This window comes from Bacillus cereus group sp. MYBK108-1 (assembly GCF_051917185.1).
Taxonomy (GTDB): Bacteria; Bacillota; Bacilli; order Bacillales; family Bacillaceae_G; genus Bacillus_A; species Bacillus_A cereus.
This window is the reverse complement of the sequence record NZ_JBQAHZ010000001.1, coordinates 114,450-132,175: the sequence shown is the minus strand read 5'-3', so window position 1 is coordinate 132,175 and position 17,726 is coordinate 114,450. Positions and strand designations below refer to the sequence as shown.

Sequence of the window (17,726 nt, the reverse complement as noted above, 5' to 3'; positions counted from 1 at the left end):
ATATTCACTAATCGCATATGTATTCTGTGCAATTTGTTTAACGGTAAACTAAGGGTCTTAAAGAATATTTATGTTCTATTTCACATCCTATAAAATGAATTTGTATAAACATATTCGCTTTTCGTTGTATTAAACCCTTTTGTTAGATGTTTTATAAAAGTTTATAAAATGGGCAAACGAAACGTTGAAATGTTTGTTTGTGTTGTGATAAGATGATGAAGTGATAATAAACGATATATTGATTTGTTTGGTTTTAAATAAACATTTTTAAGGAGTGTTTAGTATGAGCGATATTTCAGAGAAGTTTTGGGATGCGTCAATAGAGGAATTAAAGAAAGGGTATGTGTTTGATGAAGAAAAAGAGGAGTACATTTGCTTAGCTTGTGGTGAAACATTTATTAAAGGTGTTATTTATCAAGATAACCAAATTTTGTATGAAGCAGAGAAGTTCGTCCAATTGCATATTCAAAATGAGCATACGTCTATGTTTGATTATTTGTTAAATATGGATAAGAAATTTACTGGTTTAACGGATTTACAAAAGAAAATGGTTCAGTTTTTCCATATGGGACTGAATGATAAAGAAATTGTAAAAGAGATGGATGGCGGAAGTACATCAACAATTCGTAATCATCGATTTACACTGCGAGAGAAAATGAAGCAAGCAAAAGTATTTTTAGCGCTAATGGAATTATCAGAAGAAAAATCAAAAGTACAAACGAAATTTGTGCCAATTCATAGAACAGCAACGATGGTGGATGATCGATACAATATTACGGAAGAAGAAAATGATGAAGTATTAAAAGCTCATTTTACAGAAGGATTAGATGGACCTCTCTCTAAATTTCCGAAGAAACAAAAGCGTAAATTAATTATATTGCGCCATTTAGTGAAGAAGTTTGATAGTAATAAAAAGTATACTGAAAAAGAAGTAAATACAGTGATAGAAAATGTATACCCTGATTTTGTAACTTTAAGAAGATATTTAATCGAATATGGATTTTTAGATCGAACAGCCGATGGAAGTCAATATTGGGTGAAGTTATAATCATACGAAAAGAAAATGAATAGAAGCACAGTATTATAACAACTATACAAAGAGATAGAGATTGAAAATAGATGTTTAATAAAAGGAGAAATGAAATTTGAAACCACCTGCAGATAACAATAAAGAAGGTGCGGAGTCACATAAGTTGGAAAGTGAGAGTAAACCGATTTGGAAATCGATGTCGATGTTTTTAGTACCGTTATTATTAAGTAATGTACTACAATCAGTTGGACAATTATTTGGTATGGTAGTAGTAGGAAGATGGCTTGGAGTTAATGATTTAGCGGCTATATCAGCATTCTTCCCATTATTTTTCTTGCTCGTTTCATTTGTAATTGGTATCGGTTCAGGAAGCTCTATTTTAATTGGTCAGGCGTTTGGTGCTAAAAACGAAGATCGTTTAAAAGCTATCGTTGGTACGACGTTGACGTTTACCTTTATTATTGGAGTTGTGTTGGCGATAATAGGCAGTATTTTTGCGATGGATATTATGCGTCTAATGGGAACGCCAGAAAATATTATTGAAATAAGTGTACATTATGCACGGATTTTATTTATATCGATGCCAGTATTATTTTTATATTTCGCATATACAACATTTATGAGAGGTACAGGAGATTCTAAAACGCCATTTTACTTTTTAATTGTAAGTACAGCGCTAAATATGATCTTATTACCGATTCTTATTTTTGGATGGTTAGGAGCTCCGAAATTAGATGTGTATGGAGCGGCCTATGCATCTGTTATATCTACAGTTATTACGTTTATTGTCATGCTTGTGTATTTAAAGAAGAAAAATCACCCATTACAACTAGATGGAACGGTTAGAAAATACCTTCGAATGGATGGGGAGTTATTAAAGCTATTACTAAGGCTCGGTATTCCAGCGAGTATTAATATGATATTAGTTTCATTATCTGAAATTGCCGTAATCGCATTTGTAAATCGTTACGGTTCGGATGCAACAGCTGCTTACGGCGTTGTGAATCAAGTTGCAAGTTATGTACAAATGCCAGCAGTTAGCCTTGGTATTACAGTTTCCATTTTTGCGGCACAATCGATTGGTGCGAATCAATTTGATCGATTACAGAAAGTTGTGAAGGCCGGAATTATTATGAACTACGTCATCGGTGGTGTGTTAATATCTCTTATTTACGTATTCTCAAGAGACATTTTATCACTATTTTTAACGAGTCAAACTACAATTGAAATTGCTCATAGCTTAGTTATGATTACATTATGGAGTTATTTAATTTTCGGTCATGCACAAATTATTAGTGCGACAATGCGAGCGAGCGGTACAGTACTTTGGCCAACTGTTATTGGAGTTGTTTCAATTTGGCTTGTAGAAGTACCCGTAGCATATTATCTTTCTTACCATACAAGTCTTGGAATAGAAGGCATTTGGATCGGGTATCCAGCAGCATTTATTGTCAGCTTAATATTACAGTATGCATATTATAAGCTTTCATGGCAAAAGAAACGAATTACACGATTAGTTAGTTAAATAGAAAAATGTCCCTAAGTTATTAGACTTAGGGACATTTTTTCATAAGTTCAGGTTTATAAATAGCTTTTTAAAGTTATATCAAAATGTTGTCTAATGAGTGTTTTATCACTCATATAAAACTCCCACGCTTTTTCCGGTTCACCGATAATCTCAAAGGATTCCTCTGTAATATATAAAGCGCAATTATCCTCCAGTGCAATTCCTTCTATATTCCCTTGATGATTTTGTAAAAAGGAATGGAAGGCGTTCATTCTGTTTAATTGATTATAATGTGGACAAAATCTTTTATTAACAATACCCCATCCGTTACTCTCTATATAACCAGAACCTTCATAATCTGATCGGATACTAGACGTGAACCAACACATAGCACCAGCGCTATAACCAGCAATAAGTGTTCCTTGCTGCAGAGCCAATAATAATTTTTCATCGAGTCTATGTTCTTTCCATTGCGTAAGCATGTGAATATAGTTCCCGCCACCTAAATAAATTAAATCGGCTGAATGAATCATCTCGTCTATTTCATACTTTGAAGGTGAATCTGTTGTACTACGTAAAATTTGTACTTCACAATGTAATTGTTTTTCAAAAGTGTCTAAAAATAATTTTATATAGCTTTCATCATCATGACTAGCCGTTGGAATAAACAATATTTTTGGGTACTGTTTATTTGTTAATTCTATAAGGCGTTCATTAATAGGCAAGTGATTTGAATCTTGTAAATCACCGCCACCAATGACAGCTAATTTCATAGTAAAGCACCACCTAATTATTTTTGTTATATAAAAATTCGATAGAAGAGAGTTACATTCCTTCCGTAATGTAATCAATAATTAGAAAATGTAGCTTAAGTATATCGGAATAGTAAAGAAACTACTGACTATATACCAATGCATTAGAAACCATACATTGATATATAATATTTCATACTAATGTTTCAAAATATGGAAAAAATATGTTTAAATAGATATAATGACGCATTGATTCATATTGAATTTATACTTATATTTTAAAAGGGTATCGGAAATAATAGCGATTTTTTAAAACAGTTTTTACTTTTAATAGGAAGTTGTATTACAATATGTTAAAATTATTTCAATATATTTATTTAATATGAAATACAAAGAAGGAGAGTGAAAAAAGTGGATTTTCGATTTGAATTTACAACGAAGCTGAAAGAATACTTAGACGATGAGAAGGATGAAAAAATAATAAAAGATGGACACAGAGATGTAATTTTTCACTATTTATATGCGTTAGAGACTGAAATTGGCGTTGTTAAAAATCCTAATTTTACTTTTTTTGCATCAGGAAGACGTTCACATATAGTGTTAGAAAACGTTGAATTTAAAACAGAAGTAAATGTAAAAAGTAATATAATTGAAATTACAAAAATAGTGGATAATGTAGCTATTCCGTTAGATACTATCGTAGCGAAAGATCGGGAATTATTTGCACTTGGACGTAATGAGAAGTTTAGTGTACAAATATTAGAGCAGTATCTTTTTGATACATTTGGAGAAAAATTAGGTTTAAAATGAATGGAATAGCCTATGTATTTATGGGTAGTTAATTTTCATATATATCATTTACGTTTGACCTTTCATTTAATTTATACTACAATTCGTAGTGTGAAAGGAGTTGTACAATGTTTACTCAAAACTATAAGTTAAATGAGCACGGGTTAAATCATTTCTTTGGACCGCTTGAAGCGAAAATTATGGAGATTGTTTGGTCTAGCGATGGTATTACTATTAAAGAAGTGCAGCAGAAATTAAGTGAAGAATCACCTGTGAATTTTAACACTGTTATGACAGTTATGAACAGGTTAGTAGAGAAATTACACTTAGAAAAACAGACTGTGAAAAGAAGTGGTATATATCGTGCTGTACAAACAAAAGAAGAATTCTTATCCAATCAAACGAAGAAAATGACACAGGAATTGATGGGGGAATTTGGAGATTTAGTTGTAAATCATATGTTAGATGAGTTAGAGCAGGCTGATCCGACTTTAATAAAAAAGTTAGAAGACAAATTGAGTCAGTTAAAAAGAGAGGATTAATGAAATGAAATGGCAAATGCGTAAAATCGTATTGTTAGCAGTAATTGTTAGTATCCTCTTTTTCAGTATGTTAGTGTATTACGTTACATATCCATTTCTGTTTCAAAATAAGATGTTCCTTCTTTCAAATTTTTGCTTGTTCCAGTTAGAAAAACATATGAAAGAATTATCGCTGATTCGTATTATAATCGCTGGATTATTACTACTTACTGTATTAATCGTGTGCAAAAGAATTTGGCGACAATTTTTCTATAGTAAAAAATTACAAAAAGTACTTATCCCTTTCGTCCGAAAAAGAAAACAAATATATATATTGCCGACTACGGAAGTTGCGGCATTTACAATTGGGCTATTTCGTCCGAAAGTTGTCATGTCGGAAGGGTTGCTTCAAACATTTTCAGATGAAGAAATTGATGCGATTATTTTCCATGAAGAATATCATCAAAAGAATTGGGATCCGCTAAAATTATTTTGTTTTACGCTATTAGCAGAAGGAATGATGTACATACCGATATTAAAAGGGTTGTTACAGCGATATCATACGTATCAGGAGCTAGCTGCTGATAAATATGCGATGCAAAAAATGGAATCTTCATTTGAGTTAGGTAGCGCGTTATTAAAATTAATTAAAATAAAGACAATGGAAAATCGATGTGTTACAGCTTCATTTGCAAAAACAGCAATAAATTTACGAATCGAGCAAGTGTTAAATGAAAAGGTTGTTAAGCTTACTATTCCGTTACATACGAATTCGGTATATGTAACAGTAGGTTTATTCTGTATGTCGGTTGTACTTATTGTCGGAGAGTGCATATAGCCTCTTTTTTTAAGAATAAACACTACTCATTGTAGTGTTTAAGGGGGAATAAAATGAATGCAGCAGATTTAACAATTTGGCTTGTGGCTGGGGCGGGAGTATTGTCATTTATATCACCGTGCTCTTTACCGCTATATCCATCTTATTTATCTTATATTACAGGTGTGTCTATCCAAGATTTAAAAGAAAATCGTGGGATTATGCAAAAATCAGCGATTATACATACAGTATTTTTTATGATCGGATTTTCGGTTATATTTTACGCGTTAGGTTTATCGGTAAGCTGGATTGGAATAACATTTTCATCTAACCAAAAATTGATTCAACAAATTGGTGGGATTTTTATTGTTTTAATGGGGCTATTTATGACGGGCTTGTTTCAGCCTAAGTGGCTTATGGCAGAGAAAAAGGTGCAGTATAGAAGTAAATCGACTGGATATATTCGCTCGATTTTAGTCGGTATGACATATGCAGCGGGTTGGACGCCATGTGTTGGACCGATATTTTCAGCTGTACTCATGCTTGGCGCGACGAATCCTGAAGGGGCGCTTCTTTATATTACAGCGTATACTCTTGGGTTTGCGGTTCCATTTTTCGTGATGGCATTCTTTATTGGGAAGGTAAAATGGATTGTTACATATGCCAATGTCATGATGAAAATTGGCGGTGGAATGATGATTGTAACAGGTATTTTATTGTATACAAATCAAATGACGAAAATTACAGCATTCTTTATTCGTCTATTCGGTGGATTTACAGGTTTTTAAAAATGAGGAGGAAGAAAAGTGAAGAAAATAATTGCTATTATATTAGTAGGGGCACTCGTTTGGGCGGGGGTTAACTTTTATAATTCAAAGAAAGAAGAGAAGGAAAGAAAAGCGAAACAAGCAGAGTTACAGGAGAAAGAAGTATTACCACAAGTCGGTTTTAAAGCACCTAGCATCACATTAAAAGGATTAGACGGAAAGTTACAGTCGTTAAATGATGCCAAGGGAAAACCGTATATTATTAATTTTTGGGCATCATGGTGTGGGCCGTGTGAAATGGAGGCACCTGACTTAGTTCATATGTATGATAAATATAAAAAGGATGTTGAAATTTTTGCGGTGAATGCAACTGTTAGTGACCCAGTACAAGAAGCAAGCGCATTTGCTAATCGTTATGGTTTTGAGTTTCCTGTTCTACTAGATATGGACGGAGTAGCTGGACTAGATTATAAAGTATTCTCTTTACCGACGACATTTTTTGTTAATAAAGATGGAATTATAGTAGATCATGTACGAGGTGTATTACCACCAGATCAATTAGAAAAGAAATTTAAGAAATTGATTGAGAATTAAAAGGAGATTTGGTGACGATGGAGTGGATTGTGAGGTTACAACCCATATCTCTTATAATTGGAAGTCTATTTGGTTTTATGTTGATGAAACGAAAGATGAAGTATCAAAATGTATCATATGAAAAAATGATGGATGCCGTAACAAATGCTTTTCTTATCATCGTATTTGTATGGAAGTTTGCACCAGCAATTTTAAATCCTGTATGGGCTTTTGGGGCGCCGGTGCAAGCAATATTAGCTATTGGAAGTATACAACATATTGTAGTAGGATGCGTAATTGCGAGTGTATACATTTTTTGGAAAAGTAAAAAGGAACAATTTTTGCTTCGTATTTTACTTGATGTACTCCCTTTTGGATTGTGTGTGTGCATTATCTTTTATTTTCTATTCCATCATGAAGTAGGTGTACAAACGACACTACCATGGGGAATGAATATATATGAATCTAAATTTTTATATCATCCTATTTTCGTATATGAGATCATCCTTGCTCTTTGTATAATGGGCTTGTTATGGATGAAAAATGAAAGGCTCGGAAATGGAAAGAATATAAGTGTTTTTCTAATTATTGAGGGGTTTGCTCATATTATTATTTCGCTTGTTAGTGAACAAAATTCGGTTCTGTTTGGTCTATCAGCAGAGCAAATAATGAGCTTTTGTATTATTAGTTTAGGGATTTTGTTGGTGCCGAAAAAATAAAAGATAGCCATGTACAGAGAGTATCTGTATGGCTATCTTTTATAAGCATATTTCTTCATCATATGCTAAATCATTATATTGTAGAAATCTAAAAAACCCCTTTATTAGGGGTTTTTAGGTTTCTATAGGTCTGCATGTGTTTCTTGTTTATCTGTATCCCATTTTGGAAGTTGTTTTGCTTGTTGACTTTCAGTAAAATTATTAAATCCAAAAGCAAGTATGCATGTAAAGGTTAAAATAGCTAAACTAATCTTTTTCATTATCTTAGTGCCTCCTTAGTTAATAATTTTTGTTTTGCTTCGTAAGTTTTGAAAAAATATTTTTGAGATTTCTCTATTTTATTCACTTTATGAAATTCTACTGCTAATAATTCGTAATATTCTTGTACATAATCGTATAATTCTTTACTGTTAAAATATGTAGTGCCTGCAATGATTGCGTTTTCTAAGTCGTCTAGAATACCAGTGTGTTGTGTTTTTAAGATAGTGAAATGGTGTTTATATTCTTGATTATTTAATTCATTACAAATTTCTAAGCCTTTTTGAACCCAATCGTTTGCAAGTTCTTTTTCATTTAAACTAAAATGTTCTTTGGCTTGTAGAAAATTGGCTTTTAGGTGTTTAGGTAATTTGTTTGTAACTATTGTAAGATGTCTAATAGCAAGGGTTGATAGATTTTGAGAAGAGTAGAGCCAACCTAAGTTATTTCGAACTTTTAAGATTAGTGTATCGTCTTTCAGCTTTTGTAAAATATTGATTGCTGAATTATAGTTCTCTTCGGCTTGTTCGAATTGTTTTAAATAAACAGAACATGAGCCTAAAATGTTTTCGCATAGAGCTATTTTAATTTCATAACGTGGATATTTTGAGAAAATCTCTTTAGCTTGATTTGCATAATTGATTGCTGTAAGTGGTTTGTTTGTATGGTGATTAAATATAGCAAATTTATATTTATATTCAGCTTCTTCTAGTTCGCCTGGTACATGTTTTAAAAGGGATTCAGCTTTTTCGTATTCTTTTTTTGCTTCATCATAATTTCCAATAATGGTAGCATGTTCAGCTTTAAAAAAGTGATAATAATAAGTAATAAAGTCTTCAGTTATTGGATTGTCTAAACGAACAATTTGACTAAAAGTATCATACTTAATGTTTGTCCAATCGGTTAGGACCTTATATTTAAAGTTTAGTAGGGAGTAGTAAAGCGATAGAGTTTGATCAGCTTCAATTTTATTAATCTGTTTCTCTATTTTTTCTTTTAATTGTTTCGCTTCAATTAATTGCTCCGCTACCATTACTTGATATAAAATATTTAATTCGTTGACAATCTGTTCATGCCCTTTTAATAACACACTCATTATATATTCCCCCATTCGATAAAAGTATCCTAATTTAATTATTTCTATAATAGCAAAATAGAAGAAGTATAAGAGTGATTTTACCATATTTTTCAACAAAATTCTGAAAAATTAATTAATTTTTACATATTTCTTATTTTTATGTGAATATTACAAATGCCTCTGGTAGTGGTGGGATGAATCTAACTCATGATACGTTAGCATCAATGGGAGGGATAGTTTTACTTGTAAATATGTTTTTAGGAGGATTGTTCGGATTGGGTCCAACTGTTAAGTTTTTAACAAAAATTTCACTTTCTTATTTAATAAAAACAGGATAATCCTCATTTTATAAGAATCATCCTGTTTTTATTGATATATTAAAAAATCGGCGGAGTAACAGAAAATAAGACTATCGCGTTTTTTTCAAAATGATTCACCCATTTATGCTTTAAATAAGCAGGTATTTTTACACTGTCGCCAGTTTCTAATACGTATTCATCCTCATTTAAATATAATGTGATTTTCCCATCTAAGACAAATGCTAATTCTTCTCCTTTATGTTCTAGCACATTTTCTGATGAAGCTGTATTAGGCGGGACGGTCATAATTGCTGTTGCTAAATTTCCAGTGAAATCAGGTGAAAGCATTTCATATGATAAATTATCAATAATCATTTTCTTTCGCTTATGGGAACGTACAATTAAATCGTCTGTATTTGTATCTTCAAGTAAAAAGCTAAATGTTGGCACATCAAGAGCTTTAGCAAGCACTTTTAATGTTTGGATAGAAGGGTTAGCGGACCCGCGCTCAATTTGACTTAACATTGATGGTGTAATATCGGCCATCTTTGCTAGTTCTTTACTAGTTAAACCTTTTTCTTTTCTTTGTTTTTCAATTTTTTTACCAATATCTATATTTTCCATAATGAAAATCTCCTTAATGATTATTAAATTATATTTAAATAAATTAAATTAAAATTAACTTAATAGGATTATTTGTGTTAAACTATATTAAAATTAATTTAATTATAATTTATTGTATGGTGAGCTACAAGGATATAAGGAGGAAACAAAATGAAAGAAATAGGGGCATTACAAGCAGAATATCCATTAGTGAATAAGCTTATTGCAACAGAAGAAGTATTTTGGATAAATCCAAACATAGAAAAGTATGAAACAGCAATAAAAGATTCACCACTTAATGAAGAGAATGTAAAAGATGCGGAAGAGAGATTAAAGCGTTTTGCACCATATATTGCGAAAGTTTTTCCTGAAACGAAAGGGGCGAACGGCATAATCGAATCACCTTTAGTGAAAATACCTTCTATGAAAGAAGCTTTAGAGAGAAAATATGAGCAACCTATTTTAGGAGAATTATTATTAAAATGTGATAGTCATCTTCCAATATCAGGATCAATTAAAGCTAGGGGCGGTATTTATGAAGTGTTGAAACATGCTGAGCAACTAGCATTGCAGCACGGAATGGTAACAGAAGAAGATAATTATTCCGTTTTAGATAGTGATACATGTAGAGAGTTTTTCTCGAAATATTCAATTGCAGTAGGTTCTACAGGGAATTTAGGACTTAGCATAGGGATTATGAGTGCGAATCTAGGTTTTAATGTAACTGTTCATATGTCAGCAGACGCAAAAGAATGGAAGAAAGATTTATTAAGAAGTAAAGGTGTAAACGTTATTGAATATGAAGATGATTATAGCAAAGCAGTAGAAGAAGGAAGAAGACAAGCGGATGCGGATCCTAGCTGTTATTTTGTAGACGATGAAAACTCGCATGATTTATTTTTAGGATACGCAGTAGCAGCATCACGATTACAAAAGCAATTAGAAGAGTTAGAGGTTGTAGTAGATGAAAATCATCCTTTATTTGTTTATCTTCCGTGCGGAGTAGGAGGAGGACCTGGCGGAGTAGCATTCGGTTTAAAGTTATTGTATAAAGATAATGTTCATTGTTACTTTGCAGAGCCAACACATTCTCCTTGTATGTTACTCGGCTTAATGACAGGCCTTCATGACAAAATTTCCGTTCAAGATATCGGAATTGATAATGTAACAGATGCGGATGGACTTGCGGTAGGAAGGCCATCTGGATTTGTCGGTAAAACGATGGAACCATTTTTGAGTGGGAATTACACAGTAAGCGATGAAGAGTTATATAGATTGTTAAAAGAGCTAGCTGATACGGAGAATATTTATTTAGAGCCTTCTGCACTAGCAGGTATGATAGGGCCAGTGAAAGTATGTAAAGAAGATGAGTATTTACAAAAGCTACAGTTAACAGAGAAGGTGAAAAAAGGTACTCATATTGTGTGGGGAACGGGTGGAAGTATGGTTCCAAACGATATAATGGATGAATATTATAGGAAAGGTTTGGAATTAACGATATAAGAAAAATGAGGCTAGTTGTAGCCTCATTTTTTCATGTACATAAAAATCTTTGTTATTTTCACAATAGTTCTTTATAGTATATATAAAGGATAACTAATATTGAATAAATACAACAAAAAGCTTTATTTTACATAATAAGAGGATGTGTATACGATGTCATTACAGACTAAATATATAGCGGGTATTTCGCTTGGGGTTATGGGTGTCGGCTTTGCGGCTTCTATCCCTTTTCAAGGAACGATAGCTGGAGAGATTATACAAGGGGGATTTGAAGCTGGGTTAGTTGGCGGGCTTGCAGATTGGTTCGCAGTTACAGCATTATTCCGTCACCCGATGGGAATACCAATTCCGCATACAGCTTTGTTACCTAAAAATCGTAAACGAGTAACGAAAGGGCTCATTCATACGTTAGAAAATGAATGGCTGACGAAAGAAAGTATTACGAATAAAGTAAAAGAGATGCAGTTAGCACAAATGGTACTGCAAATTGCTGAGAGAGAAATGCAGTCTGATGCTGTGAAAAAGGGGATTGTAACGATTGCAGAGAAAGCAATTGTTACAATAGATACAGAAAAGTTAGCTGTTATTATTGAAAAAGAATTAAAAACATATTTGCATACAATTAATACAAGTAACATTTTACAAGTGCTTGTTGATCAATTAGTTGTGCAAGAATATGATGAAAAGACACTTGATTACATATTAGTGAAGGTAAAAGATTGGACAGCGCAAGATGAAGCTCGTTACCAGCTCGGTAGCTTAGGTATGAAGGCAATGGAAAATATAAAAGTAGATGGATTCTTGCAGTTTACTTTGAAATCATTTATGAATATTGTAGATGAAGATAAAATTGGCGGCATTTTGCAGAAGTTTATCATTAGCAATATTAACAGCTTACAAGATGCAGATAATAGCACGAGACAACTTATATTAGCGAAAATTCGTCAAGAAATTATAAATGTAAAAGAAAATGAAGCGTTACTACAAGAATTAGAAAATTGGAAAGAAAAATGGATTGCCAATTGGAATGCTACTGACAAAATAAAAGAGATGCTAGAGCAAGTACAACAAAGAGCAGTTGCTTTTGTAAATAATGAAGAATTTGCTGATAAATATGTTATTCCATTTTTACAAAAACAAATGAATAAAATAAAAGAAGATGAACAGACAGTTCAAAAAATAGAAGATTGGTTACAAAAACAAGTTGTAAGTCTTGTTGAGAAGAACCATTCGAAAATTGGTAAGCTTGTACAAGAAAACCTTGATAAGTTAGATGATAAAACGTTAATCGAAATGATTGAAAATAACGTCGGTAAAGATTTACAGTGGATCCGAGTAAACGGGGCTGTTTGCGGATTTATGATTGGATTAGTGTTAGAAGGAATTAAAGCGATTATATGAGAAAAACCTTCCGCAATTGCGGAAGGTTTTTTTATTTTTCAATAACACTCATATTCAAATTATAAGCTTTCTCAATATTTAACTTGTACGTCCCATTTCCAGTTTTAATCGAATTTTTATACCAATGTTCTTGGTTGTTTAATTCTGGATGTTCTTCTGAAGAAGTATTTTCGTTTTTCGTTAAATTTTCTACTTGTTCCCAAGGTGAGCTTCCGTGTGTTTCTTTTTGATTCGTTACTGCTGTTAAAGATACATCACTCTCTTTTGCAAGATGGACAGACACTCTCGAGCTTTCTTGTACAAACCAATTATTTTGTAATTGACCTGGATAAAGAGATAGTTCGTTATTTGAAGCACGGATTTCCACATTTTTATTTTGTGGAAGAACAAGCGTTGGTTTCACCTGTGGTGCTGAATTAAATAACGTATGCTGAACAGGTAATGATTTTAAAGTGATATACATCGTTTCTCCAGCCGTTTGAACTGAAAGGAAATCATCTCGTTTTAAATTGAGTTTTTCATTTGCTTTCGTCGTCATTTCATAAGTTCCCAAAAGATGAATTTGATTTGTATTATTTCCCTCTACCGTTAGAGGCTGATGCCCTGCATCTACTACGATTTTTTTGATAGATTCAGGTATATCAAATTGTCCGTCTGGAATATTACTCGTTTGCCTCGTTGTGTTAATAGAGTGACGAACTTCTTCTAGTAATCCAGTTGATAATAAACAGTAAAAAGCAATTCCGACGCTTCCTAAAACGCTGATAAAGAAAATACTAAAAATATCATATTTAATAAATGATTGTTCCTTCTTAGAAAATAGAAGGTATAGTAAAACTTCGGCTCCAAGTATGATAAGTAAAACTGGCCACCATGCAGTTAGTGTATCTAATACTTGAATTCCTTTTATGACTGAAAATAGTAAAAAGCATCCTAACGATATAATAGAAAGCCCCATTGAGAATGTTCCAACACGCCAAGTCCTCATTCGCTTGTCCCACCTTTGTTTTCTTTATTTCCAAGTAATAATTTAAAGCCGCCGCCAATTAAAAGGAGCGCAACGATAGATGTTTGGAAATAGCGATAATATAGTTCACTAAGATGAATATTAAATATAGTTGCAAAATAATTGTCCAAAATAGGAAGGACTGTTTGATTTAATAAATAATAACCACCGAGTGTAATTAATCCGATACCGATCCATCTTTGATGATTTATAAAATAATCGATAATGGGTTCGTCTTGAACTCGTTCTTTTCCGTATTTTGTGGTTTGCTGTAAAGCGTCAAAAAAGCTATAGAACCAAATGATTGGTACTAAAAATAAAAACGCTGAAAGTCTTAATAAGTCGAGTAAATATATGGAAAGTAAAAAGGCTGCCATAAGCTGAAGACCACGGCGCTGTAAGCCTAAATACATATGTCCTGCTCCAGGGAACATTGCTAAAATAGAAGCGAATGTTTTACTTTTCTTTCCTTGTTCACGATGTTCTTCAAAATCTTCGAAAATAGTACGGTCAACTAATTGCTCACCCCGTTCTTTTTTCTGGAGCTGCTGAACAACATCGAAGAAATTATAAATCCATAAAACAGGTAACGTCATGAGAAAGATAAGGAAACTTTCTTGAGATGTTAAAAGTGCAACGAAAATAATCATACTTCCGATTCCTGTACAAGCTACTAAAAATGTAAGGCCACGTTGCATAAGTCCTAATTGGAAATGGCCAAGTCCAGGGATGATGGATAGGAGAATGATATAAAATCGTTCGCTCTCTTTAGAGGAATTTATCAATTCTCCAGCTTCTTGTTTTTTCGTTTGTTTTATAATGGTGATAACTAAATCTAGTAAGTTAATTACCCATAGAACAGCTAGTAAAAATAGAGAAAGAAAAGCAATATCACGTTCTCTTACTACTATGGTACAAAATACTGCAAAGGAGAATAGAAATAAAGATCCTCCGCTATATAAAATAAACCGTCCTAGCTTTTTTAAGTATAAATGTCCAAGCCCAGGAATTAGCCCTAATACAAGTGCTAAAAAGGGGTTTTTATTCATGCTTTGAACCTCCGTCCTTTTTTGGTGTGTCTACCGATTTGTTTACAATTTGTTGTGAGATAGAAGACTCGTTATGTTTTGAAGATTTCTCGAAATTTGATGTCGCTGTAAAAATATATTGGAATAAACCACTTACCATAAAAATAATTGTAGCCGCAGTCGCAATTATGTAGTGAATAATGGTGCGCTTTAGTGAGTTTGTTTTTATATTTTCGTTAGGCTGTAGCGTTTCAAAATCAATTTGCGTTATAACTTCGTTCGTAAATGAATCATCATTTATCATTGGAAGGTTTTCCTGTTGTTCATCGATACTTTCCATATAAAGTGCTAAACAATGATCACATTCATAAAGGTGTTCTTCCATAGATTCACGTTCATTGCTTTCTATAAAATCTAGAGTATAATTGCGCCAATCTTCTTTTGAATAATGTGTCATAGAAACTCTTCCTCCTTCCAATGTTTTTTAATCCATTTTCTTGCCCGATACAGTTTCATTTCGACTGTTTTCACTTCGATATTTTCCTGTAAAGCAATTTCTTGATAGCTTTTTTCTTCTAAGTAATGTGAGAGAACGACGTCACGATAATTTTCGGGAAGTTCTCTCAGTTTTTGAGCAATGAGTAATTTTTGCTCTTTCGTCAATAGTAAAGCTTCAATGTTATGAGAGGATTTTATATTTTCCTCTGTTTCTTTACATAAGGAGAGTTCTTCGTTTTCTCTAGCTTTCTTTCTCTTATAATCAATAGCGTGATTGGTGGCAATACGTGCCATCCACGTTTTTAATCCGCGAAATTGATAATTTGGGAGAGAGGTGTGAATTTTTACGAATACTTCTTGTGTAACATCTTTCGCATCTTCTTCATGTCTTAAAATAGAAAAGATAACTTGAAAAATATAATGACGATATGTTTGTACAAGGATACGAAAAGCATGCTCGCTTCCTTGCTGTGCTTTTTCAATTAATTGTTTTTCCTCAATGGGTCTCTCCCTCCTTTTTGACGCATTCTATTATATAGACGTAAAGAATGATAAGTCACCCTACACATATTGTAAAAAAAGAATAATATATTTTTTGCAGGAGAGCTAGATGAAAAAAGGTGTGAAAAAATGGTAAAGAGAAGTATATAATGAGCAAGTAGGAAATGTTACGGGAAGAAAGGATGTGAATGTTAGTAGGGGAAGGGCCATACTAACAAACATGAAAATTAAAATATTAATAGCGGATGATAACTCTTTTATTAGAGAGGGCATGAAAATTATTTTAAATACATACGAAGAGTTCGAAGTGGTAGATACTGTAAATAATGGGGAAGAAGCTGTAGCATATTGTAAAAAGCATGAAGTTGATATTGCTCTTTTAGATGTTCGTATGCCAAATATGAACGGGGTAGAGGCGACGAAGTTCATTTGTGAAGAGACGAAAACAAAACCGCTTATTTTAACGACGTTTGATGATGATGAATATATTTTGGATGCAGTAAAAAACGGAGCCAAAGGTTATTTGTTAAAAAATAACGATCCGGAGCGTATTCGTGATGCGATAAAAGGAGTATATAACGGTCAAACTGTTATGCAAGATGTTGTCCTCGATAAAATTAAGTCTAATTTAATGGAAAGTAAAGAGGAAGAATGTAAAATTGATAAGAGCCTTTTCACAGAAAGGGAGCTTAGTATTATCGCATTAATTGCAAAAGGTTTCTCGAATAAAGAAATTTCGAAACAGCTTTTTATATCTGAAGGAACAATTGCAAATTATATTACGTCAGTTTTAGGGAAAACTGGACTTGAACATCGCACACAAATTGCGATTTATTACTTAACAGGGAAAGTAGATTAGTGATATGGAATTTTGGCTAACTGTAAGTAAATTAATTGTCTTTTTATATATTGTGTTTAGTTATATTTACGCAAATGTAGTAAATTTACCTTGGGTTATATTTACTTTACTTATTTACCTCTCTGTAAACGTAATGATTTCTATATTTAAAAAAGATACGTATAAAAAATTATTAATCTGTATGTCAATTGGCATAATTATGTTATTTACATGGAGGGTTCATCCATTTTTTATTTTATTTTTACCTTTGAACTTATACGAAATTACATTCCATTACATAGAAAAGAATTGGCCACGCTTTGTTGTTATGATGCTCCCAATTACGATTGCAGATGAAAGTATTCGAATGACTTATGGATTAATTGTTGCATTTTCTTTTCTCGTTTTAACTATTGCAGAGCGATATATATCGCGTGTAGTAAAGCTTGAATCGCAAAATGATAAGATGCGAAAAGATATGCAACGACTTACGAAAAGCTTACATGAAAATAAAGAGTACATAAGACAATCTGAATACACATTTAAGCTAGAAGAGAGAAATCGGTTATCGCAAGAAATTCATGATAAAATTGGTCACTCGATGACGGGTGCACTTATTCAAATGGAAGCAGCAAAAAGGTTAATGGAAATAGATAAAGAAAAATCTGCGGAGTTATTACAAAATGCAATTCACATTTCAAAAGATGGAATTGAAAGTATTCGCATTACATTAAAAAATATGAAGCCTCCAACTGAGCAAATTGGCATTCATCGTATGAAATTATTCATAGAGGAATTTGCCGGTAAGAATGATGTGAATATTCCTTTTGTATACAAAGGGAACTTAGATATGATTTCTCCCATTCAGTGGAAAATTATCGGTGAGAATGTTACAGAAGCACTAACAAATGCAATGAAATATGCTGATGCGACAGTTATTTCTATAGATATTCATGTGCTTAACAAGATGGTTAAGGTGCAAGTGAAGGATAACGGAAAAGGGGTAGCTCTTGTTAAAAAAGGTCTCGGTATTATGGGGATGGAGGAGCGAACGGCGTCTGTAAACGGAAAAATTATTGTAGATGGGACAAGTGGTTTTTCAGTAACGATGTTGTTACCAATATAAAGAGAATGGTACGAGGATGAACCATCTCATATGAAAAAAGTGAATATTCTCATGTGAAAAGAATGAACTTCTGCACTGAGCAGGTTCATTCTTTTTGTTTATACTAAAAGCA

The 17,726-nt window shown here is 32.7% G+C and carries 21 protein-coding genes; 13 read left to right on the top strand and 8 right to left on the bottom strand.

The window, feature by feature from the left end:
- The first annotated feature begins 283 nt into the window (after window positions 1-283).
- The gene (locus ACTFSL_RS00600; protein ID WP_001280271.1) at window positions 284-1,048 is read left to right on the top strand and encodes a DUF2087 domain-containing protein; all 765 of its coding nucleotides are present in this window, start codon (window positions 284-286) and stop codon (window positions 1,046-1,048) included.
- Window positions 1,049-1,145: 97 nt separating this feature from the next.
- A complete protein-coding gene (locus ACTFSL_RS00595) occupies window positions 1,146-2,555 on the top strand; it encodes an MATE family efflux transporter (protein WP_000804124.1) in 1,410 nt (469 codons plus the stop codon).
- Window positions 2,556-2,611: 56 nt separating this feature from the next.
- Here ACTFSL_RS00595 and ACTFSL_RS00590 read toward each other — a convergent pair whose 3' ends face one another.
- Window positions 2,612-3,310, bottom strand: coding sequence for a peptidase E (locus ACTFSL_RS00590; RefSeq protein ID WP_000762114.1), 699 nt, complete (start codon window positions 3,308-3,310; stop codon window positions 2,612-2,614).
- 390 nt (window positions 3,311-3,700) lie between these two features.
- Between ACTFSL_RS00590 and ACTFSL_RS00585 the strand changes: the two genes are divergently transcribed.
- The 6 genes from ACTFSL_RS00585 (at window position 3,701) to ACTFSL_RS00560 (ending at window position 7,475) form a co-directional block, all read left to right on the top strand.
- Window positions 3,701-4,099 carry a DUF3942 family protein gene (locus tag ACTFSL_RS00585; RefSeq protein WP_000347525.1) on the top strand — a complete coding sequence of 133 codons (399 nt, stop codon included), beginning with the start codon at window positions 3,701-3,703 and terminating at the stop codon, window positions 4,097-4,099.
- 107 nt (window positions 4,100-4,206) lie between these two features.
- Window positions 4,207-4,620 (top strand): BlaI/MecI/CopY family transcriptional regulator, encoded by a 414-nt coding sequence (locus tag ACTFSL_RS00580; protein ID WP_000495053.1) that lies wholly within the window; start codon window positions 4,207-4,209, stop codon window positions 4,618-4,620.
- Window positions 4,621-4,624: 4 nt separating this feature from the next.
- Window positions 4,625-5,437, top strand: a complete 813-nt coding sequence (locus ACTFSL_RS00575) for a M56 family metallopeptidase (protein WP_000871939.1) — start codon at window positions 4,625-4,627, stop codon at window positions 5,435-5,437.
- Window positions 5,438-5,490: 53 nt separating this feature from the next.
- Window positions 5,491-6,204: a cytochrome c-type biogenesis protein CcdA gene (gene ccdA, locus ACTFSL_RS00570; protein WP_000990443.1), complete on the top strand. Its 714-nt coding sequence runs from the start codon at window positions 5,491-5,493 to the stop codon at window positions 6,202-6,204.
- Between the two features lie 18 nt (window positions 6,205-6,222).
- Window positions 6,223-6,777: a TlpA family protein disulfide reductase gene (locus tag ACTFSL_RS00565; RefSeq protein ID WP_000719879.1), complete on the top strand. Its 555-nt coding sequence runs from the start codon at window positions 6,223-6,225 to the stop codon at window positions 6,775-6,777.
- A gap of 17 nt (window positions 6,778-6,794) precedes the next feature.
- Entirely contained in the window at window positions 6,795-7,475 is a 681-nt protein-coding gene (locus tag ACTFSL_RS00560) for a prolipoprotein diacylglyceryl transferase family protein (RefSeq protein ID WP_074047417.1), read from the top strand.
- Between the two features lie 122 nt (window positions 7,476-7,597).
- Here the strand turns inward: ACTFSL_RS00560 and ACTFSL_RS00555 are convergent, their stop codons facing one another.
- Complete coding sequence (locus ACTFSL_RS00555; RefSeq protein ID WP_000724012.1) at window positions 7,598-7,735, bottom strand: hypothetical protein; 138 nt, start codon at window positions 7,733-7,735, stop codon at window positions 7,598-7,600.
- On the bottom strand, window positions 7,735-8,829 hold the full coding sequence (locus ACTFSL_RS00550) for a tetratricopeptide repeat protein (RefSeq protein WP_000114849.1): 1,095 nt from the start codon (window positions 8,827-8,829) through the stop codon (window positions 7,735-7,737). The genes ACTFSL_RS00555 and ACTFSL_RS00550 overlap by 1 nt, the downstream gene beginning before the upstream one ends.
- Window positions 8,830-8,972: 143 nt before the next feature.
- On the opposite strand from ACTFSL_RS00550, the gene ACTFSL_RS00545 reads away from it, so the two are divergent.
- On the top strand, window positions 8,973-9,149 hold the full coding sequence (locus ACTFSL_RS00545; RefSeq protein ID WP_031312325.1) for a hypothetical protein: 177 nt from the start codon (window positions 8,973-8,975) through the stop codon (window positions 9,147-9,149).
- A 39-nt stretch (window positions 9,150-9,188) separates the two neighbouring features.
- On the opposite strand, the gene ACTFSL_RS00540 is transcribed toward ACTFSL_RS00545, so the two are convergent.
- Window positions 9,189-9,734: a helix-turn-helix domain-containing protein gene (locus tag ACTFSL_RS00540; RefSeq protein ID WP_088338901.1), complete on the bottom strand. Its 546-nt coding sequence runs from the start codon at window positions 9,732-9,734 to the stop codon at window positions 9,189-9,191.
- A gap of 150 nt (window positions 9,735-9,884) precedes the next feature.
- On the opposite strand from ACTFSL_RS00540, the gene ACTFSL_RS00535 reads away from it, so the two are divergent.
- Together ACTFSL_RS00535 and ACTFSL_RS00530 are read left to right on the top strand one after the other, a co-directional pair.
- Window positions 9,885-11,216 (top strand): D-serine ammonia-lyase, encoded by a 1,332-nt coding sequence (locus tag ACTFSL_RS00535; protein WP_000658538.1) that lies wholly within the window; start codon window positions 9,885-9,887, stop codon window positions 11,214-11,216.
- A 153-nt stretch (window positions 11,217-11,369) separates the two neighbouring features.
- Window positions 11,370-12,617 (top strand): DUF445 domain-containing protein, encoded by a 1,248-nt coding sequence (locus ACTFSL_RS00530; protein WP_088338902.1) that lies wholly within the window; start codon window positions 11,370-11,372, stop codon window positions 12,615-12,617.
- A gap of 31 nt (window positions 12,618-12,648) precedes the next feature.
- Here ACTFSL_RS00530 and exsE read toward each other — a convergent pair whose 3' ends face one another.
- Genes exsE through ACTFSL_RS00510 form a run of 4 tightly spaced genes read right to left on the bottom strand, consistent with a single transcriptional unit; the run spans window position 12,649 to window position 15,593 of the window.
- Entirely contained in the window at window positions 12,649-13,605 is a 957-nt protein-coding gene (gene exsE, locus ACTFSL_RS00525; RefSeq protein ID WP_088338903.1) for an exosporium protein ExsE, read from the bottom strand.
- Window positions 13,602-14,672, bottom strand: coding sequence for a hypothetical protein (locus tag ACTFSL_RS00520; protein WP_061457016.1), 1,071 nt, complete (start codon window positions 14,670-14,672; stop codon window positions 13,602-13,604). The genes exsE and ACTFSL_RS00520 overlap by 4 nt, the downstream gene beginning before the upstream one ends.
- The gene (locus ACTFSL_RS00515) at window positions 14,665-15,108 is read right to left on the bottom strand and encodes a hypothetical protein (protein ID WP_017673971.1); all 444 of its coding nucleotides are present in this window, start codon (window positions 15,106-15,108) and stop codon (window positions 14,665-14,667) included. Before ACTFSL_RS00515 ends, ACTFSL_RS00520 begins: the two co-directional genes overlap by 8 nt.
- Window positions 15,105-15,593 carry an RNA polymerase sigma factor gene (locus ACTFSL_RS00510; protein ID WP_088338904.1) on the bottom strand — a complete coding sequence of 163 codons (489 nt, stop codon included), beginning with the start codon at window positions 15,591-15,593 and terminating at the stop codon, window positions 15,105-15,107. The genes ACTFSL_RS00515 and ACTFSL_RS00510 overlap by 4 nt, the downstream gene beginning before the upstream one ends.
- A 277-nt stretch (window positions 15,594-15,870) precedes the next feature.
- Here ACTFSL_RS00510 and ACTFSL_RS00505 point away from each other — a divergent pair, with 277 nt between their 5' ends.
- Together ACTFSL_RS00505 and ACTFSL_RS00500 are read left to right on the top strand one after the other, a co-directional pair.
- Entirely contained in the window at window positions 15,871-16,509 is a 639-nt protein-coding gene (locus tag ACTFSL_RS00505; protein ID WP_088338905.1) for a response regulator transcription factor, read from the top strand.
- A 4-nt stretch (window positions 16,510-16,513) separates the two neighbouring features.
- Entirely contained in the window at window positions 16,514-17,614 is a 1,101-nt protein-coding gene (locus ACTFSL_RS00500; RefSeq protein ID WP_000397693.1) for a sensor histidine kinase, read from the top strand.
- Window positions 17,615-17,726: the final 112 nt, after the last annotated feature.

Excerpts from the sequence above, each read along its gene's own strand:
- ACTFSL_RS00600 (WP_001280271.1), top strand. The coding sequence starts at position 284 with ATGAGCGATATTTCAGAGAAGTTTTGGGATGCGTCAATAGAGGAATTA.
- ACTFSL_RS00590 (WP_000762114.1), bottom strand. The coding sequence starts at position 3,310 with ATGAAATTAGCTGTCATTGGTGGCGGTGATTTACAAGATTCAAATCAC.
- ACTFSL_RS00580 (WP_000495053.1), top strand. The coding sequence starts at position 4,207 with ATGTTTACTCAAAACTATAAGTTAAATGAGCACGGGTTAAATCATTTC.
- ACTFSL_RS00575 (WP_000871939.1), top strand. The coding sequence starts at position 4,625 with ATGAAATGGCAAATGCGTAAAATCGTATTGTTAGCAGTAATTGTTAGT.
- ccdA (WP_000990443.1), top strand. The coding sequence starts at position 5,491 with ATGAATGCAGCAGATTTAACAATTTGGCTTGTGGCTGGGGCGGGAGTA.
- ACTFSL_RS00560 (WP_074047417.1), top strand. The coding sequence starts at position 6,795 with ATGGAGTGGATTGTGAGGTTACAACCCATATCTCTTATAATTGGAAGT.
- ACTFSL_RS00555 (WP_000724012.1), bottom strand. The coding sequence starts at position 7,735 with ATGAAAAAGATTAGTTTAGCTATTTTAACCTTTACATGCATACTTGCT.
- ACTFSL_RS00550 (WP_000114849.1), bottom strand. The coding sequence starts at position 8,829 with ATGAGTGTGTTATTAAAAGGGCATGAACAGATTGTCAACGAATTAAAT.
- ACTFSL_RS00540 (WP_088338901.1), bottom strand. The coding sequence starts at position 9,734 with ATGGAAAATATAGATATTGGTAAAAAAATTGAAAAACAAAGAAAAGAA.
- ACTFSL_RS00535 (WP_000658538.1), top strand. The coding sequence starts at position 9,885 with ATGAAAGAAATAGGGGCATTACAAGCAGAATATCCATTAGTGAATAAG.
- ACTFSL_RS00530 (WP_088338902.1), top strand. The coding sequence starts at position 11,370 with ATGTCATTACAGACTAAATATATAGCGGGTATTTCGCTTGGGGTTATG.
- exsE (WP_088338903.1), bottom strand. The coding sequence starts at position 13,605 with ATGAGGACTTGGCGTGTTGGAACATTCTCAATGGGGCTTTCTATTATA.
- ACTFSL_RS00520 (WP_061457016.1), bottom strand. The coding sequence starts at position 14,672 with ATGAATAAAAACCCCTTTTTAGCACTTGTATTAGGGCTAATTCCTGGG.
- ACTFSL_RS00515 (WP_017673971.1), bottom strand. The coding sequence starts at position 15,108 with ATGACACATTATTCAAAAGAAGATTGGCGCAATTATACTCTAGATTTT.
- ACTFSL_RS00505 (WP_088338905.1), top strand. The coding sequence starts at position 15,871 with ATGAAAATTAAAATATTAATAGCGGATGATAACTCTTTTATTAGAGAG.
- ACTFSL_RS00500 (WP_000397693.1), top strand. The coding sequence starts at position 16,514 with ATGGAATTTTGGCTAACTGTAAGTAAATTAATTGTCTTTTTATATATT.